Genomic DNA, 18,106 nt, shown 5'->3' with positions numbered 1-18,106 from the left:
GCAATATACAAAAGCATATAGAGGTGAAAAATGCATGCAATGAAAAACTACAACAAAATTTACAGAGGATTAAGCAGCGATGAGGCTGCAAAATCAAGAAAAACATTCGGTGCCAACATAATTGAGCCCGGAAAAAGAAAGACATTCCTTAGCCATTATGCTGCGAGTTTTGCTGACCCAACTATTAAAATACTTCTTGTAGCGCTTGGTTTGAACATTTTGCTGTTTATAGAAAATTTCAACTGGTATGAATCCATTGGCATTGCTGTATCCATTATATTGGCTACCATGGTTTCAAGCATATCTGAATACGGAAGCCAGCTGGCCTTTGAAAAGCTTGTGGAGGATGCTCAAAAAATAAAATGCAAGGTGTACAGAGATGGAAGTCTGACTGAAGTTCCGACTTCAGAAGTTGTAAAAGGAGATTTTGTAAAGCTTGAACAAGGAGACAGAATTCCTGCTGATGGAATTTTAATTGACGGGCAAGTAGACGTAGATCAGTCACCCTTAAACGGTGAAACAAAGGAAGCACACAAAGTTTCGGCGGCCATAGTGGATTATGACAAAACAGATGATCTGAACTTTTCAAATCCACACCTGGTTTTCAACTCAAGCACAGTCTGCCAAGGATCAGCCACAATGCTTGTCACTGCTGTGGGCGAGAAAACTTATTACGGAAGTCTTGCCAGAGAACTTCAGCACGACAAATCTGACAGTCCGTTAAAAGAAAGACTTAAAGATCTTGCAGCTTTCATAAGCCGCATTGGATATCTTGGCGCATTTTTAATTCTTGTTTCATCCCTTTTCAAGTCAATAGCAATGGACAACCATTTCAACATGGCTGAAATTATCATGTACATGTCGAACCCGTACACGCTGGCACAGGATGTAATAAGGGCACTGACTCTTGCAGTTACCATCATAGTTGTTGCTGTACCAGAAGGTTTGCCGGTTATGATAACCGTTGTGCTTTCATCAAACATGAAGCGAATGATCAAGGACAACGTGCTGGTGAGAAAACTGGTTGGAATTGAAACTGCTGGAAGTTTAAACATATTGTTTACAGACAAAACAGGCACTTTGACTGTTGGAAAAATGCAGGTTTCAAAGTTCATAACCGGAAACGGTAAAATTTATGAAAACATGCACAACTTGAAAGAAGAAAAAAATTTGTGGAAAATAATCTACATTTCGTCTGTCTACAACAACGGTTCAACAATAGGCCATGACGGCAAAAAACAGTCTCCTGTTGGTGGAAATTCAACAGACAGGGCAATGCTTGGCTTTGCTATGTCCTACCCTGTAATAAATGCTGATGTCAGGAAACTTTCTGAAATAAGCTTCGACAGCAAAAATAAGTTTTCAGCATCATCCGTAACAGGTGATTTAAATGTTACATTGCTCAAGGGTGCTCCAGATAAGATACTGCCCTTCTGCACACATTATTATTGCGAAGACGGCACAAAATCTGAACTTAACAACATTTTTCAAATTAACAAATTGACAAAAGACATGTCTTCGGCAGGAAACAGGCTGTTAGCTCTTGCTACTTCTGATGCAGCCACGGACAAACTGCTTAAAGGATTTTCAAATCTCACTCTTGTGGGAATAGCGTGCATTAAGGACGAATTAAGAGAAGACGCCGCAAAAAGCATTGAAGAAGTAACAAATGCAGGCGTCCAGGTTGTAATGATTACCGGAGACGGAAAAGAAACAGCAGTTTCCATTGGAAAGGAATCAAATCTTCTTGATTATGCACGTGGGGATATAGTTCTCACATCTGATGAAATGAAAAACATGACTGATGATCAGTTAAAAAAAGCACTGCCAAAGATCAGGGTTGTTGCCAGAGCTTTGCCTTCTGATAAGAGCAGACTTGTGAGGCTCTCACAGGAAATGAATCTTGTTGCCGGAATGACCGGCGACGGTGTCAATGACGCACCAGCTTTAAAAAGAGCGGATGTAGGTTTTTCACTTGGAAGCGGCACTGAGGTTGCCAAAGAAGCAAGCGACATAGTGATTCTTGACGATAATTTTTCGTCAATTGTTAAAGCAATTCTTTATGGCAGGACAATTTTCAAGAGCATTCGAAAATTCATAGTTTTTCAGCTTACTATAAACATATGCGCCATGAGCATTACTCTAATAAGCCAGTTCCTTGGAATTGAAACACCTATAACCGTGACACAGATGCTTTGGATAAACATGGTCATGGATACGCTGGCAGGACTTGCTTTTGCCGGTGAAGCACCGTTGCCTGAATACATGGAAGAGCTTCCTAAGAAAAAGGGAGAAAAAATCATCAATGATTACATGGAAAATCAAATTGTCATATCTGCCGTTTATACAACTTTCCTGTGCATCTTGTTCTTGAAATTTCCGGGGATAGGTTCCAGGTTCAGATATTCTGCAGGAAGTGAATACATGATGACCGGCTTCTTTGCCCTTTTCATGTTCTGCGCTATTTTTAACAGCCTGAATGCAAGAACTCAAAGAATAAATATCATGTCTAACATCATAAAAAACAAATCTTTTGTAACAATAATGTCCTTGGTTTGTATAATTCAGATACTGATTCTTTACTTTGGCGGAAGAGTGTTCAGAACCTATGGCCTTACAACAGGGGAACTGTTGACAGTTTTATCAATTTCATTTACGGTTATCCCCCTTGACCTCATGCGCAAATCATTCCTTAGGTTGTGCCACACAAAAGAAGAAGTTGCTAAGTTCCTTTAACATCAAAAGTAAATACAAAAAGCAATTGATGAACCGAAATCACCAATTGCTTTTTATTTTAACTTATAATTCTTAATTCTTAACTCTTAATTCTTAATTAGAAACGGTGGTTATTGTACTTTGTAAATCCATCCTTCAGGAGCTTCAACATCGCCCATCTGAATTCCGTACAATGTGTTGTATAATTTTTTAGTCACAGGGCCAACTTCTGTTTCGCTGTGGAACACGTGCATTTTTCCTTTGTGTTCAATTCCTCCTATAGGAGTTATAACAGCTGCTGTACCGCAAGCTCCTGCTTCTGCGAACTGGTCTATTTCATCAATGAAAACATCTGCTTCAATTGCTTCCATTCCCAAGTAGTCCTTTGCAACCTGCATGAGGGAAATTCTTGTAATACTTGGAAGTATGGATGTTGAATGAGGTGTTATGAATTTGTTGTCTTTTGTGATTCCAAAGAAGTTTGCTGCTCCAACTTCATCAATTTTTGAGTGAGTTGCCGGATCAAGATAAATACAATCAGCAAATCCTCTTGCAACAGCATCATGATGTGAATGCAAACTTGCTGCGTAGTTTCCGCCTACTTTGTTCTTTCCTGTTCCATGAGGTGCAGCTCTGTCTTCGTCAGTTGTAACGAAGTTTACTGGATTCATGCCGCCTTTGAAATATGGACCTACAGGCATTCCAAACACTCCAAAAATATACTCAGGTGCCGGTTTAACTCCTATGTTGTCGCCTATTCCTATAACATATGGTCTTAAATAAAAAGTAGCGCCTGATCCGTATGGAGGTACCCATGCTTCATTTGCTTTAACAACCTGCATGCAGGCATCTATGAATTTTTCAACTGGAACCTTAGGCATCATTACCTTTTCACAGCTGTTTTGCATACGTTTAGCATTTTCATCTGGTCTGAAAAGTTGAATTCCACCGTCTTTAGTGCTGTAAGCTTTTAATCCTTCAAAACATTCTTGTCCATAATGAAGACAAGTTGAACCTTCACTGATACTTATTTTATTGTCTTCCACAAGCTGACCGTCATCCCATTTTCCATCTTTCCAATAAGATATGTACCTTTTGTCAGTCTTGATATAGCTAAAACCAAGTTCAGACCATTTTATGTCCTTTTTCTGCATTGCAATGCCTCCTTATAAAATATTTAATTGTTATATTATAGTATAAACCTTTTCACAATTTTTTTCAATTACTTTGTCTGTAAAAATAATTATTGGCAGCAAAAAAGACTGTTCCGTCAAAGTAATGATGTTTACAGTCTTTTTTTATTCAACTCTTTTTATATTTTTGTATCTTTTCGTAACGACAATTTTGTGTCCATGGATACATCATTTTACGCCATTATTACACGATAATTTTCGTTTTTATGTTTTTCGCCAAAATATTTCCCGGGCAATTATATGCCAAGCTCTTCTTTTACTTCCTTGAATGCATTGATTGCAAAATCAAGATCTTCCTTTGAATGACCGGCTGAAATCTGAGTTCTTATTCTTGCTTTTCCTTTTGGAACAACAGGATAATAAAAACCTACTGCATAAACTCCCTTTTCCAGGAGTTTTTCAGACATTTTCTGAGACAACACTGCATCTCCTAACATTATTGGAACTATAGGGTGTTCGCTTTCTATTATTGTTAGTCCGATTTTCTTAATTTGTTCACGGAAGTACTTTGTGTTTTCATCAAGCTTATCTCTGTACTTTGTGCTTTCCATAAGCATTTCAAGAACCTTCAGTGAAGCTCCGGCAATGGCAGGAGCCAGAGTGTTTGAAAAAAGATATGGTCTTGAACGCTGTCTCAACAGGTCTATGATTTCTTTTCTTCCGCTTGTGTAGCCGCCGCTGGCTCCGCCAAGGGCTTTGCCCAGTGTTCCTGTTATAATGTCAACTCTTCCAACAACATCCCTGTATTCGTGAGTTCCTCTTCCTGTCTTGCCCACAAATCCCACTGCATGGCTGTCATCAACCATAACCATGGCATTGTACTTGTCTGCCAAGTCGCATATTCCCTTGAGATTGGCTATTATTCCATCCATGGAAAAAACGCCGTCTGTTGCAATTAGTTTTAACTTTGCTCCGTCCTTGTCAGCCTGTATGAGCTGTTCTTCCAGTGAAGCCATGTCATTGTTCTTATATCTGTATTTTTTCGCCTTAGCCAGCCTTACTCCGTCAATGATGCTTGCATGGTTAAGCTCATCGCTTATTATGGCATCATTTTCTGTTGTGATTGTTTCAAACAACCCTCCGTTAGCATCAAATGCAGATGAATATAAAATAGTATCTTCAGTCATGAGAAACTCGCTTAATTTTTGTTCAAGCTGCTTATGAATTCCCTGAGTTCCGCATATGAATCTTACAGAAGACAATCCATAGCCCCATGTGTCATATGCTTCCTTGGCAGCAGCAATAACTTCTTTGTTGTCTGCAAGTCCGAGGTAGTTGTTGGCACACATGTTCAAAACCTTGTCGGCCTTGGTTGTGCTTATTCTGCTGCTTTGAGGTGTTGTAATTATTCTTTCTTCTTTCCAGAGTCCGCTTTCCTTGATATCCTTTAAAATGTCTGCATAATATTGTTTATTGTTCTCGTACATTTTATCAACTCCTTATTAGATTTTAAATAATTTATTTTTTCTCCGTCCAATCCAGTATTACTTTTCCTGATTTACCGCTTAACATGGCTTCAAAGCCTTTTTCAAATTCAGTATAATGATATCTGTGGGTTATGATTGGAGATATATCCAGTCCTGACTTAAGCATTGACTGCATCTTGTACCATGTTTCATACATTTCTCTGCCGTAAATTCCCTTAATATGGAGTCCGTTGAATACAACCTTGTTCCAGTCAACAGTTGTATCAGAATCCTGAATTCCAAGCATTGCAATTTTACCACCGTGAGTCATGTGGTCTATCATTTGATTCAGAGCTCTGCCGTTTCCTGACATTTCAAGTCCAACGTCAAAACCCTCCTTCATTCCAAGTTCCTTCATTACATCTTCAAGATTTTCTTCTTTGGTGTTTACGGTTCTGAATTTTCCCATCTTTTTAGCAAGTTCAAGTCTGTCGTTGTTTATGTCTGTGAGCACAACAAACCTTGCACCTGCATGTTTTGCAATGGCAGCTGCCATAATTCCTATAGGACCTGCTCCTGTAACAAGCACATCTTCTCCAAGAACTTCAAATGACAATGCAGTGTGTGCAGCATTTCCAAATGGATCAAAAATACTGTAAATTTCTTCAGGAAGAGAATTGTCGCACAGCCAGATGTTTGAAGCAGGCAAAGCCACATATTCAGAGAATATTCCTGTGCGGTTTACTCCAACGCCCTTTGTGTCCTTGCAGAGATGTCTTCTTCCGGCAAGACAGTTTCTGCATTTTCCGCATACAATGTGTCCTTCACCGGAAACCAGGTCTCCAACATTCAAATCTTTAACGCCTTTTCCAAGCTCAACTATTTCACCAACAAATTCATGCCCAATTGTCATTGGTACAGGGATTGTTTCCTGAGCCCATTTGTTCCATTCATATATGTGAACATCAGTTCCGCATATTGCAGTCTTGTGAATTTTTACAAGAACCTCTCCTTCTTCCGGAACCGGCCTTTCAACCTGCTCAAGCCACAATCCTGGTTCTTTGTATTTTTTCACCAATGCATCCATCTTTTCCATAAACACCATCCTCTATACTCAATAATATTTGATAACGTTTTTTCATAATTAATATACTCCAAATCTGTATTCATGTCAAGAGCCTAATATCTTTTTTGTTTACAAATCATATACACGTTTTGTTTTTCTGATAATTCTCGAAATAATTTGTCTAAACATATCATAATTATGATATCTGTTTTTTCCTTTTATATTCAAGAAAAAAACGGCAAATTAATTTGCCGTCTTACTTTATCCTTTTTAAATTAAAATCCATATAATCGCTTGAAACGCAGTGAACATTAACACTGTCAATTAAACCTTCCCTGACATTCTTGTGACCCTCTTCTCCGTGAAGGTGTCCGTAAATACATGTTTCAGTCTCGTATTCCTTGAGAACAGAAAAAAATTCATTTGGAAGACCGTTGCTGTCAAATGGCGGAAAATGCAGCATAACTATTATTGGCTTTTTTGCTTTTCTTGCTGAGTCAAGAGATATTTTAAACCTGTTCAACTCTCTTAAGAATATTTTCTTGTTTGTTTCATCTTCAGAGTGTTCCTCCATTGTGTCCCAGCCTCTTGTACCGCAAATTACTATGTCTTCGAATTCATAGCTGTTGTTTTTCAAGAATCTGATTGTTTTTAATTCAAGTCTGTCCAATTTGCTGGATGTAGCCCACCAATAGTCGTGGTTGCCCTTGCCTATTACCTTGATGCCTGGCAATTCATCAATCCTTGACAAATCTCCCAGAGCTTCTTCAAGCTTTGCTGCCCATGATATGTCCCCCGGAATAAGAACAAGGTCATCTTCTTTTACAACACTCTTCCAGTTCTCAATTATTTTTTCCTCATGATTTATCCAGTTGTCACCGAATACATTCATGGGCTTTTCTTTTTTATAATCAAAATGCAAATCTGCAATAGCAAATATTTTCATATTAATCCTTATAATTTTATATAGTTAAATTTAACGTTCAGCTGTTTTGCTGTTTCAGCTTCTCTTTCCTGGCATGTGAACAAAATAACCTGTCTTCTCTCGCTTTCTCTGGAAAGCATCTCAATTGACTTTTTAAGTCTTCTTGAATCATATTGAACAAAACTGTCATCGAATATGAGAGGTATATCTTGATTTCCGCTTAATATGTTGCTGAGTCCCACCCTAAGCGACAGATAAAGCTGGTCCAATGTTCCGCCGCTCAAACTTTCAAGCTCTACGTTCCTGTTTTTATTATCCTCTTCTATTACGGTTATATTCATGTTTTCATCAAAGGAAACCTCGCTGTATTTTCCTCCCGTCAGGTAATAAAAGTTGTCGCTTATGGATTTCTTCAAAAGAGGCATGAAGTCTCCTTTTATTGAATCTGCAATCTTTGTGATTTTTTCAGCTGCCATTTCGGCAATTTTAATTTTACTCTTGAACATGTTGATTTTGTCTTCGTAAAAATCAATTTCTTCTTCTATTTCAGCAAGATTTCTTGTGCCTGCTTCTATGTCCTCGATTTCTTTGTGAATGCTTTCGATATTTTCAGCAATTTTTGATTTTTCATCATTCATTATTAAAATATCCAACTGGCACTTCTGTTCATCAATTACCTTTGTTTCATAAAACATCACATTCCTGGTTTTTTCCTTAAGTGAATCAAAGTCTTCGTTTCCTATAATAGAAGTCAAAATGTTATCAAGATATTCTTTTCTTTTAACACACTCTTCATATTGCTCATATTTTGCAGCTGTTTCCTTGAAGTTTTCTAAGTCATCAACGCCATTTGCAGAAAGAATCATCTCAAGGCGCTTTTGTTCAAATGACAGTTCTTTTTCAACTTTGGACAATATCTGAGCATTTTGTTCAGAGCTTATCTTAAGATTTGATGTTTCCTCTCTCACCTGGCTTTTTCTTTCATATGCTTCATTGATTTCCTTAATGTTTTCCTGGCTTATTTCATCAAAAGCAAATTTTTTAAGGGTTTCATGAAGCGCCCTTGACAAGCCGTTATTTTCTTCTTCTGTTTGTTTGAGTTCCTCTTCATCGAATTTTAGAAGATTTAACTTTTCTTCAACAATGTTCTTTTCAGTACATTTTTTCTTATACATATCCGACATGACATCAATGTTTTCACAGCCGGAATTTTTGATAATTTCATTTTTCTGGTTTTGAAGCTGATCAACTGTCAGTTTGTAGTCAGCATGGCTGCATTCAATGCTCTCTATTTCTTTTTTTGCACTTTTGGCTCTAGATGATTTTCTTGAAGACAGAACAAATAAAATTACTGCTGGAACAACAGCTCCGGCTCCATAATAGTATTCCAGAACGTTCATTGTGTATCCTAAATAACAGGAATACGCTCCTGCACCCAGAAAAGCAATACCAAACAATCCTGCAAATAAACTTTGTACTCCCTGTGACTTTCCAAATTTCTTCATTGTTGCATAATCTTTTTCATCGAGAAACACATTTGCAATTTCAATTTTCCTGCTTATTTCCTCAACAGTTGCATAGCTGTCTGAAAATCTGTTTATTTCATCCATGTCTATACTTTTAATGCTTTCATATCCCGTTTGAATTTTGGACTTCATGTCACGAACTTTATCTCTGGTCAACTTATAATTGCTGTAATCTTCATTGAGCTTTTCAATTGAAAAACTGCTGTCCATTAAATTTGATATGTCCCGTCCTAATTCTTCAAGCCTTGAATCTATTTTTTCCTTTTCCTGAAGCAGAGAATCTCTTTGCCCAACCATGTCTGCAAGTATTTTTTCAATATTTAAGGCTTCTTTAAAATCTTCCTGTGAATATTTCAAAGAATGATTAAATTTTTGAAGATTTTCATTTATTTCATCAAGTTCCTTCTTGACCGGTTCACATTTAAGGAATTTATCTTTTGCAACAGAAAGTTCATAATCTGAAAGCTGTTTTTTTAGTTCAGCCATCCTCATGTCAAGCTCTCTTATTTTGTTTTTAAGTTTCTTTTTTTCCATTGCCAGAAACATCACTTGTCTATTTGCATTGACTGAATTTTCTCTTGCAGATTTAAGTTCTGACAAGCGAAGAGAATATTGTCCTAAAAGTGTTTTTCCGTTATCTTCGCTTCCTGCCTCATCCTTAATTCTGTTCAGTGTTGAAAGTATTCTCTCTATTGATATGTTCTGGTCTCTTGTGCTGCTTAAATTAATTATTTTGCTCTTCAGTTCGTTAGCTAGCTCCTGTTCAGTCTTGTTTCCAAGCTGCCTTACACTTACTGTGTTTCTGAAGGATGTCCTGTTCATGTTGAAGAAAAAGTCCCCCGGACTTGGAATATCTTCTTCAACCATTTCCGGATCACTCCTGTCGCTTGACTCCTTTTTAAAAACCTGTGTTGTGCCCAATAAAAAATCTTTAGAAACAACATATTTTTCGCCGTTTCTCATGCTCATGCCAAGAGTTCCTCTAAATAGACTGTTGTCCCAAGGCTTGTACTTATTATATTTTAAAATCCCGTTCTCATCATCTCCGAAGCCGTAAAGAATTGCCTCGATGAAGTTGTGAATAGTACTTTTTCCTGCCTCATTTTCACCGTATACTATATTGAATTTGCTTCCAAAGTACATTCTTTTAGATGAGAATTTGCCAAAAGCTCTCAAGTGCAATTTATTGATGTACATTTTATTTTACCACCTTTTCTTTTCTGAGAACCTCAAGACCAAGCTTAAAAGCCTGTTGCTCCATTTTGTCCTGATGATTTTCAAACTGAAGCTTGAAAGATTCGATTATGTTGTAGTCATTACTGTCGTATATTTTATCTTCAGCATTTTTATATGAGTAATTTTCCTCAAACTCAATGTAGTAAAAAAATTGTTTTGCTTCGTTTTCCACTTCTTCCATGGATATATCCGTACTGACTGTACCGGTGAGGTTTATTTTCACATAATCCTTGATGTTGGAAAAAGTATCTCCTGAAAATTTAATCAGGTCGAGAATTTTATTGAAACTGTATGACACATCAAGATTGATGTCTCTTGTTGTAAATTTTCTCTTTGCAATGGGCACAAGTTTGTATTCCACATTTCCTTTTTCAATGGTGCCCACAATAAATCCATGGTCGCCATTTTCCTCAAAGTTTAAGGGTTCAGGTGTACCGGCGTATACAACGTTGTTTCTATACATGTGAAAATTGTGTTTTCCTCCTAATGCACAGTAGTCAAACTTATTTTTAACCATATCAACATTGATTGTAAATTCAGTTTCTCCTTCAAGCTCACAGTTTAAAAGAAGAACATTTATTTTGTTTTCGTCAACAGATATGTCATAAATAAGCTGTGGTCTTTCGCTGTTATTCAAATTGTCCCAGCTCAGCCCGTGTATGCACAGATTGTCCTTAGGAAAATATAATTTTTCCACTGTATCGGTGCTTTTTATGAAATATACGTTGTCAGACCAGTCAATATACTCGTAAAGGCTGTCAATGCCGTATGGATCGCTTTTTCCGCAGACTATTACAACATTTGTATCTTCTATTGATTTGAACTTTCTGGCAATTTTATTGAGGCCTTTGAAATTGATGTATTCTCCTTCTGTCATGTCGCCTGCAATGAACAGGTATTCTGTTTTTTCGTTTCTTGCTGTTTTTATAATTTCATCAAAGGCATCCCATATTTCCTGTCTTCTTTTTTCCCGCTCTTTTAAACTGAAATTTTTTATATTGAATTTTTTTCCTAAATGCAAGTCAGATGTATGTATAAATTTAAGTTTCATAGCCTGCTCCTTCTTTTTAGAGATGCTTATTTTTCAGCTGCAATCATCCAATTGCCGGTTGTTTCAAACCCTATTCCGTGATATATTTTTCCTGCCTTTTCATTGCTGTAAAACAAGCAGATGCCTTGGCAGTCCTTGAGTGTGTCAATGCAGAGTTTTGAAAGGCAGTTTACAGCCAGGCCTTTATTCCTGTATTGGGGACTTGTTGCAACGTCCACTATCATGGCTGCATGCTTTGTTTCTGCCGAGGTTCCTGCTGTGCATACTATTTTCCCTTCTTCGTCTTCAATGAAATAAAAACGTCCGGTTTTTGTCCTGATGCTGTTTTCAAGCATGTCCCTGTCTTCGCCTGTATTGTTGAATTCTTCAATGGATTCCAGAAAAACAGAAAGCCTATTAGCATCTTCAACTGTTGCTTTTTTTATATTGAACTTATCATTTTCCTTAAGTAGTTTTGTCTTGTCCTTCAGTTCACAGAAAAACTTACGGCTTCCCTGAACATCTTGTAATGCATCTGTAAATTTCATTACAATTTCATATTTCCCTGAAACAAGCTTCTTCTTTTTATGAGAAGCAATTATTTTCTTGAACTGTTCAACATCTACATTGCTTCCATCTTTGTAATATGGTATGAAGTTATTGTAGTATCTGAGAAGGACTGCGATAATTTCATCGCCTATAAATTCTCCCCATAACTCCATGTAATCCTGTTCGAATCCGGTGTTAAGTACATCACCAATGATAAAAAGATTAAGAGAAGCTTCTTCCATGAGAAAATTCATTAAATTGTCTTTGTCTTTTTCATATAATTTTCTAATCATTTTCTACCGTCCATTTTACAATATTGTAACATAAAAAACGTCTATCTTCAATGAGTATTAACAAGTACTATTTGTCAGTCAGCCAGTTCCTTAAGCCTTTCAATGTCTTTTATTTTGACCGATGAACGGTAAATTTCAATTAAACCGTCCTTTTGCATGTTTGAAAGTTCTCTTGACAAGGATGGCCTTGTTACATTTAGAAATTCTGCCAGTTCCTGCCTGTTCATGGGCATGTTGAATGTCATTGTCTTGGTTTTTTTGTTTATGGACAACAGATAAAGGGCAATTCTCCCTTTCAGCGTTTCTGCATTGAGAATTGTCATCTTGTTGTTGAGCATAACAATTTTATCTGACAAAATTGTAAGCATGTTGCTTATAAGCTGCTTGTGGAAGTTGCACACTTCCTGACACATGTTGACAAATATTCCGTATGGAATGAGAAGGACCTTGCTGTTTCCTGAGCTCACCAGGTCGTATGGCGATTTTTTAATAGAAGAAAAAATCAAAGCTTCTCCAAACAAATCACCTTTTTCAAGAGAAGTTACTATAACTCTGGTTCCGCTGTATTTTTGCGAAACCAGGTTGAATTCGCCTTCAAGAACTATTCCCATTTTTTGAATGGTGTCTTCTTTTTCAAAGACTATTTGATTTTCCTGGTAACTTTCAACTGTTGCCTTGCTGCATTTAAGAATTGCACTGATTTCATTTTCGTTTATATTTTCAAACAATTGATTATCTTTTATTAACTTTATTATATCTTCCATATTCCCCTCAAATTAAGTAACATATGTTACATACTTTACTTTTTCATTTTAATATACTATAATTAATAAGTAAAGTAAAATTTAAAGGGGATAAATATGAAAAGAAAAATAGTTAAAATACATGAAGAAAAATGTAACGGCTGCGGTTTGTGCGTAAATGCGTGCCATGAAGGAGCTTTGGAATTAATTAACGGAAAAGCTGTTCTGTTGTCAGACGTATACTGTGATGGTCTTGGTGACTGCCTCCCTCAATGTCCGGTTGATGCAATTGAAATTATTGAAAGAGACGCTGAAGAGTTCGACAAGGAACTGGTTGAAAAAAGAATGGCAGAAAGAAAAAACAAGCAGGAGCCTCTTCCATGCGGATGTCCTGGACATGCAGCAAAAGAAATCAAAGTAAATACAGCCCCTGCAGTATCAAAGGCAGTGAAAGCAGAAATGTCAGAACTAACAAGTCAGTTGAGACAATGGCCTGTACAGATTAAACTTGTATCGCCAAATGCTCCATACTTTGACAATTCTCACATTCTTGTGGCAGCTGACTGTACTGCCTATGCATATGCCAACATTCATCAGGAATTCATGAAGGGAAAGGTAACACTCATAGGATGTCCTAAACTTGACAGTGTTGATTATTCAGAAAAGCTCACAGAAATTCTGAAAAACAACAATGTAAAAAGCATCACTGTTTTAAGAATGGAAGTTCCTTGCTGCACAGGAATTGTAAATGCAGTAAAGACTGCTTTATTAAACTCAGGAAAAATGATTCCGTGGGACTTCAAAATAGTTTCAACAGACGGAAGAATTCTTCAAAATTAAGAATTATCCAGCGGGCGGACACAAGGTCCGCCCCTACAGTTTGTTAATTCAGGATTTACACATTATTTTAAAAACAGAGAACGGCTGGCCGTTCTCTTCATTTAATTCTTAACTCTTAACTCTTCATTGTTTTTACTAGTATTCTACGTCTTTCAGGAAAAGCGCTTTTGCAGGTACCATTGGGCCTGCTTCGGCTCTTTTTTTTGCTTCAAGAATGTTTTTCACATCTTCAGGGTTTAACTTTTCCTTACCTGCTTCAATTAATGTTCCAAGTATTATTCTTACCATGTTCCACAAAAAACCGTTGCCATTAACATCTATTTCAATTATGCCGTCATTATCTTCAATGTTGATGAAATTTATAGTCCTTACAGTTGATTTTGTTTTTGACTTAAGAGTTGTAAAGCTTTGAAAATCATGTGTGCCTACAAGCACAGCTGCACATTCTCTCATTTTCTCAATATTAAGCTTCTCATCTATGCTATGAATGTATTTTCTGTCAAAAACATTTTTAATTCCGCTGTTGTTTATTCTGTACATGTATGTCTTTGACAAAATGTTGTATCTTGCATGAAATCTTTCGCTTGCATTTTTTATTGATTTTACAGCAATGTCATCAGGCAGCTTATCATTCAGATATTTGTGCATATCATCCGTGTTCATGGTTGAATTTGTATGAAAGTTTGCAGTGTAATTTATGGCATGAACTCCTGTATCAGTCCTTCCACAGCCTACAAGCTGTATTTCCTCACCTGTCATATTGCCCAATATACTCTCAAGTTTTCCCTGTACAGTGTTTATGTCTTCAGTCTGCTTCTGCCAGCCTTTGTACCTTGTGCCATCATATTGAATTATCATCTTTATATTTCTCATAGTATCTCCGTTAACAATTATTTATTGTACTATTTGCTATATTGACATTATATATTAAAAAACATCATGGCACAAGTTTGTTCTTATACAGCTTCCTGAAACATCATTCCTGAATTCCTTGAGTTGTAAATATTAAGCAGTTCCTTTTCTGTGATACATCCGTTTTTCACATCAAGTATGACACGTCCTTTGTCAAGCATCACTATTCTGTCCGAATATTTTATGGCATCCCTCACGTTGTGGGATATCATCATTGTTGTAATGCTGTGGGTATTTATGAGCTCCTTTGTTTTTTCCATTATGAGCCTTGATGTCTTTGGGTCAAGTGCTGCCGTGTGTTCATCAAGCAGAAGAAGCTCCGGCTTGTTCATTGTTGCCATCAAAAGTGACAAAGACTGCCTCTGCCCCCCCGAAAGAAATTTCACTTCCGTGTCAAGCTTGTTTTCCAGGCCTAAGTCCAGTGTGCTTAGCATTTCCCTATACTGGCTTATTTTATTTTTGTTTATGAGCTTTCTCAAACCGAACTTCTGGCATTTTTTGTCTGAGAGGCTTATGTTTTCAAGTATTGTGAGAGATGGAGACACTCCTGCAGAAGGGTTCTGGTGCACTCTTCCTATGAATTTTGCCCTTTCATTTTCCTTAAGGCGGTTTATGTTTTCACCGTTTAATATTATGTCTCCTTCTTCCTGTATTATTGCTCCGCTAATTATGTTAAACAACGTACTCTTTCCGCAGCCGTTTGCTCCGAGAATCCCTGTGCATTCTCCCTTGTTTATATGGAAGTCAAAGCTTGTGAATATGTTTGTTTCATTGTCCGTTCCTATGTTGAAGCTCTTTGACATGTTCTTTATATCTAGCATTGTGCTGCCTCCGTTGATCTCTTATTTTTTATTTCCGGTGCAAATGTATTGTAGCTTAAAAACAAAATCACTATTATTGCATTTATTGCCTTCAGATCCGTAGGTGCCAGGCCCAGGTCAATGGCTACCGCCCCTATGAATTTGTAAACCAACGCTCCCATTATTGCTCTTGTTGTATTTTTTAGCTTCCTTGATTTTTTTAGTATGGTATCTCCCACTATTATTGAAGCTATGGCTGTAACTATTATTGACATACCCATGTTTATATCTGCAAATCCCTGGTACTGTGCCATCATGGCTCCGCTTAATCCCACAAGCCCGTTTGATATCATGAGTCCTATCATTTTATACCTGTTTGAATTTTCCCCAAGAGATTTTACAAGGGTTTCATTGTCTCCTGTTGCTATCAAAAGATATCCAACTTCTGTTTTCAAAAACATGTCCATCAGTATTTTGACGGCTGCTATTATTATAATTAACACTATCACTGCTTCCCTGCCGTCAAATATGGAAGAGTAGTTAAAAAGTCCTATGTTTGATTTTCCGTTAAGTCTTAAATTTACTGAATACAAAATGGTCATTGTGAGAATTCCAGAAAGCAGAGACTTGATTTTCAGTTTTATGTTAAGTGTATAAGTTATGAGACCTGCTAGAGTACCAAGGAAAAATGCCATCATAGTACTTGTTAATGGTGTTGCTCCTGCTATAATGAATTTTGAAAATATGAATGCTCCCATTGGGAACGTCCCTTCAACGCTCATGTCAGCAAAGTCAAGTATTTTAAATGTTATGGTAACTCCTATTGCAAGCACTGCAAATATGAGGCCTTGTTCAATTGATGCAATCATTAATGTGTTCATTTATGTCATCCCTTCCGTTAATTAATTAAGAATTAATAGTTAAGAATTAAGAATTGTGGTTAGGATTTGTGCAAAGCACAAATCCTTGATTAATCTAATAATTCTTCACTTTTCATTCTTCATTCTTAATTGACAAACTCTGCCCCTTCGAATGCAGAATTGTCTTTTGTGAAACCAAGTGCTTCCATTGTCTTCACATTTACTTTCTTTTCAAATTCAGGAGCTGTCTGAACCGGTATTTCAGAAACAGGAACCTTGTCCACAAGAATCTTTTTTGCTATTACTGCTGATTGCTTTCCTATTCCGTAGAAGCTTATTCCTTTGGAAACCATTATCCCTTCATCAACATGTGTACCGTCTGCAGATACTGTTAAAAGTTTGTTTTCCTGAGCAAGCTTAGCCACCAGTGAAATTGATGATGCAACCATGTTGTCTGTTATAATGTACAGTCCTTCTGCATTTTTAGAAACGGTGTTAACAGCTTGAGGTATGTCATTTACAGTTGAAATTCCCACTGTTTCAATTGTAAGTCCTAAACTCTTTGCAATTTCTTTTGTCTGGTTGACTTGAACCTCTGAATTTGATTCACCTATATTATAAATAATTCCTATTGTTTTTATATCTTTTTTTAGTTCCTTGAAAAGTTCCAGGTTTTCTTTTATTGGAGCTGCATCCACAACTCCTGTAATGTTGTTGTCCGTAACGTCCATTGCAGTAACAAGCTGTGAAAAAACAGGATCTGTAACGGCTGTGAAAACTAAAGGTATATCTGTTCCCTCAATAGCCTGCTTCGCAGCCTGAGATGTAATAGTTGCTATTGTAAATATTAAATCAACATCATCTTTAACAAATTTTTCTGCTATCATCTGTGCATTTGAAATTTCACCTTGAGCGTTTTGGTCTATAAGGACTGCATTAACGCCTTGATTTGCAAGTTCATCTATAAATCCCTGTCTTGAAGCATCAAGTGCCGGATGCTGTACAAGTTCTGCTATTCCTATGGTAAATTGTTCTTCCTTTACTGATGTTGCTTCTTCTGTAGTTTGTTTTGGTTGAGCTGCCTCTGATTTGTCTGCAGCGTCACTTTTTGCGCAGCCAGCTAAAATCATGGGCACGCACATTGCTATTGCTATAATCTTATTAATTTTTCCGAATTTCATAATATCCTCCATAATTTTCTATTCTAATTGTTCATATTTCAACTCTGCGCAAAGTTTAATATTTAATCTTTTGGAATGTATTTGTATGACCTACCTTTGACTTCCTGTGGTTGTCGCTGGTCATTCGCAGTTTCGTTCACAATTTTGTCAGCTTCCTCCGGTCGCGTAAAATTGGATTTCGTTGCGTTTGACCTACCTTTGACTTCCTGTGGTTGTCGCTGGTCATTCGCAGTTTCGTTCACAATTTTGTCAGCTTCCTCCGGTCGCACAAAATTGGAACTCATTGCGTTTGACCTACCATTGACTTCCTGAGGCTGTCGCTGGTCATTCGCAGTTTCGAACACAAATTTTCCTGCTCCCTACGGTCGCGAAAATTTGGTTCTCATTGCGTTTGACCTACCAACAATATGTTCTTCGCTATCGCTTGAACATATTGGGTTAGGTCATAAAAAAAAATCTTTCATTCCTATAAACACACTTTTTTAAATGTGCTTATAGGGACGAAAGATCCGCGGTACCACCCTAATTATGATTAAAAAATCATCACTCTTCGAGGTCTAACAACCTCTAACCCTGTAACGTAGGTATACGTGTTTGTCTACTTGAATTACCGTTGAACAAACCAGCTCAGCAGTGTATATTATATTTCTCTGTCATTGGCTCTCAGCACCACCAATTCTCTGTAGACTTCCAAAATACTTTTCTCTGCTTCAACGCATTAACTATTAATCCACATCTTAAACGAAACATCTAACATTGTCAACACTTTTTTTGAAAAATATTTTCTGTACTTTTTCATCTCAAAAATTCTAATATTCAAAAAGCGGAACA

General features: G+C 37.0%; 14 protein-coding genes and 1 other annotated feature. Of the genes, 2 read left to right on the top strand and 12 right to left on the bottom strand.

Going from position 1 to position 18,106, the window contains the following annotated elements; all coding sequences use genetic code 11:
- Positions 1 to 39: 39 nt before the first annotated feature.
- Positions 40 to 2,736, top strand: a complete 2,697-nt coding sequence (locus LY60_RS12300; RefSeq protein ID WP_145084454.1) for a calcium-translocating P-type ATPase, PMCA-type — start codon at positions 40 to 42, stop codon at positions 2,734 to 2,736.
- A gap of 110 nt (positions 2,737 to 2,846) precedes the next feature.
- On the opposite strand, the gene LY60_RS12295 is transcribed toward LY60_RS12300, so the two are convergent.
- The 8 genes from LY60_RS12295 to LY60_RS12260 all read right to left on the bottom strand — a co-directional run bounded on the left by LY60_RS12295 (position 2,847) and on the right by LY60_RS12260 (position 12,703).
- Positions 2,847 to 3,869, bottom strand: a complete 1,023-nt coding sequence (locus tag LY60_RS12295) for a branched-chain amino acid aminotransferase (RefSeq protein ID WP_145084212.1) — start codon at positions 3,867 to 3,869, stop codon at positions 2,847 to 2,849.
- Positions 3,870 to 4,144: 275 nt separating this feature from the next.
- On the bottom strand, positions 4,145 to 5,335 hold the full coding sequence (locus LY60_RS12290; RefSeq protein ID WP_145084209.1) for a glycine C-acetyltransferase: 1,191 nt from the start codon (positions 5,333 to 5,335) through the stop codon (positions 4,145 to 4,147).
- A 31-nt stretch (positions 5,336 to 5,366) separates the two neighbouring features.
- On the bottom strand, positions 5,367 to 6,401 hold the full coding sequence (tdh, locus tag LY60_RS12285; protein ID WP_040584105.1) for an L-threonine 3-dehydrogenase: 1,035 nt from the start codon (positions 6,399 to 6,401) through the stop codon (positions 5,367 to 5,369).
- Positions 6,402 to 6,636: 235 nt separating this feature from the next.
- On the bottom strand, positions 6,637 to 7,326 hold the full coding sequence (locus tag LY60_RS12280) for a metallophosphoesterase (protein ID WP_145084206.1): 690 nt from the start codon (positions 7,324 to 7,326) through the stop codon (positions 6,637 to 6,639).
- An 8-nt stretch (positions 7,327 to 7,334) separates the two neighbouring features.
- Positions 7,335 to 10,028, bottom strand: coding sequence for an ATP-binding protein (locus LY60_RS12275; protein ID WP_145084203.1), 2,694 nt, complete (start codon positions 10,026 to 10,028; stop codon positions 7,335 to 7,337).
- Between the two features lies 1 nt (position 10,029).
- Complete coding sequence (locus LY60_RS12270; RefSeq protein WP_145084201.1) at positions 10,030 to 11,118, bottom strand: metallophosphoesterase family protein; 1,089 nt, start codon at positions 11,116 to 11,118, stop codon at positions 10,030 to 10,032.
- Positions 11,119 to 11,144: 26 nt separating this feature from the next.
- Positions 11,145 to 11,939: a GNAT family N-acetyltransferase gene (locus tag LY60_RS12265; protein ID WP_145084198.1), complete on the bottom strand. Its 795-nt coding sequence runs from the start codon at positions 11,937 to 11,939 to the stop codon at positions 11,145 to 11,147.
- 74 nt (positions 11,940 to 12,013) lie between these two features.
- Complete coding sequence (locus LY60_RS12260) at positions 12,014 to 12,703, bottom strand: Crp/Fnr family transcriptional regulator (RefSeq protein ID WP_145084195.1); 690 nt, start codon at positions 12,701 to 12,703, stop codon at positions 12,014 to 12,016.
- 96 nt (positions 12,704 to 12,799) lie between these two features.
- Between LY60_RS12260 and LY60_RS12255 the strand changes: the two genes are divergently transcribed.
- Complete coding sequence (locus tag LY60_RS12255) at positions 12,800 to 13,522, top strand: ATP-binding protein (RefSeq protein ID WP_145084192.1); 723 nt, start codon at positions 12,800 to 12,802, stop codon at positions 13,520 to 13,522.
- Positions 13,523 to 13,657: 135 nt separating this feature from the next.
- Here the strand turns inward: LY60_RS12255 and truA are convergent, their stop codons facing one another.
- From truA to LY60_RS12235, 4 genes are all read right to left on the bottom strand, one after another.
- Positions 13,658 to 14,395, bottom strand: a complete 738-nt coding sequence (gene truA, locus LY60_RS12250; protein ID WP_212633485.1) for a tRNA pseudouridine(38-40) synthase TruA — start codon at positions 14,393 to 14,395, stop codon at positions 13,658 to 13,660.
- Between the two features lie 83 nt (positions 14,396 to 14,478).
- Positions 14,479 to 15,255, bottom strand: a complete 777-nt coding sequence (locus tag LY60_RS12245; RefSeq protein ID WP_145084189.1) for an ABC transporter ATP-binding protein — start codon at positions 15,253 to 15,255, stop codon at positions 14,479 to 14,481.
- Positions 15,249 to 16,115, bottom strand: a complete 867-nt coding sequence (locus LY60_RS12240; RefSeq protein ID WP_145084187.1) for an ABC transporter permease — start codon at positions 16,113 to 16,115, stop codon at positions 15,249 to 15,251. The genes LY60_RS12245 and LY60_RS12240 overlap by 7 nt, the downstream gene beginning before the upstream one ends.
- Before the next feature lie 125 nt (positions 16,116 to 16,240).
- Entirely contained in the window at positions 16,241 to 17,275 is a 1,035-nt protein-coding gene (locus LY60_RS12235) for an ABC transporter substrate-binding protein (protein WP_170226211.1), read from the bottom strand.
- Positions 17,276 to 17,768: 493 nt separating this feature from the next.
- Positions 17,769 to 17,998 (bottom strand) — a binding site (T-box leader).
- Positions 17,999 to 18,106: the final 108 nt, after the last annotated feature.

Source organism: Sedimentibacter saalensis (assembly GCF_007830175.1).
Lineage (GTDB): Bacteria > Bacillota > Clostridia > Tissierellales > Sedimentibacteraceae > Sedimentibacter > Sedimentibacter saalensis.
This window is presented reverse-complemented; position numbering and strand designations above follow the sequence as displayed.

Excerpts from the sequence above, each read along its gene's own strand:
- LY60_RS12275 (WP_145084203.1), bottom strand. The coding sequence starts at position 10,028 with ATGTACATCAATAAATTGCACTTGAGAGCTTTTGGCAAATTCTCATCT.
- LY60_RS12265 (WP_145084198.1), bottom strand. The coding sequence starts at position 11,939 with ATGATTAGAAAATTATATGAAAAAGACAAAGACAATTTAATGAATTTT.
- LY60_RS12255 (WP_145084192.1), top strand. The coding sequence starts at position 12,800 with ATGAAAAGAAAAATAGTTAAAATACATGAAGAAAAATGTAACGGCTGC.
- LY60_RS12260 (WP_145084195.1), bottom strand. The coding sequence starts at position 12,703 with ATGGAAGATATAATAAAGTTAATAAAAGATAATCAATTGTTTGAAAAT.
- LY60_RS12245 (WP_145084189.1), bottom strand. The coding sequence starts at position 15,255 with ATGCTAGATATAAAGAACATGTCAAAGAGCTTCAACATAGGAACGGAC.
- LY60_RS12300 (WP_145084454.1), top strand. The coding sequence starts at position 40 with ATGAAAAACTACAACAAAATTTACAGAGGATTAAGCAGCGATGAGGCT.
- LY60_RS12290 (WP_145084209.1), bottom strand. The coding sequence starts at position 5,335 with ATGTACGAGAACAATAAACAATATTATGCAGACATTTTAAAGGATATC.
- tdh (WP_040584105.1), bottom strand. The coding sequence starts at position 6,401 with ATGGATGCATTGGTGAAAAAATACAAAGAACCAGGATTGTGGCTTGAG.
- LY60_RS12270 (WP_145084201.1), bottom strand. The coding sequence starts at position 11,118 with ATGAAACTTAAATTTATACATACATCTGACTTGCATTTAGGAAAAAAA.
- LY60_RS12280 (WP_145084206.1), bottom strand. The coding sequence starts at position 7,326 with ATGAAAATATTTGCTATTGCAGATTTGCATTTTGATTATAAAAAAGAA.
- LY60_RS12295 (WP_145084212.1), bottom strand. The coding sequence starts at position 3,869 with ATGCAGAAAAAGGACATAAAATGGTCTGAACTTGGTTTTAGCTATATC.
- LY60_RS12240 (WP_145084187.1), bottom strand. The coding sequence starts at position 16,115 with ATGAACACATTAATGATTGCATCAATTGAACAAGGCCTCATATTTGCA.
- truA (WP_212633485.1), bottom strand. The coding sequence starts at position 14,395 with ATGAGAAATATAAAGATGATAATTCAATATGATGGCACAAGGTACAAA.
- LY60_RS12235 (WP_170226211.1), bottom strand. The coding sequence starts at position 17,275 with ATGAAATTCGGAAAAATTAATAAGATTATAGCAATAGCAATGTGCGTG.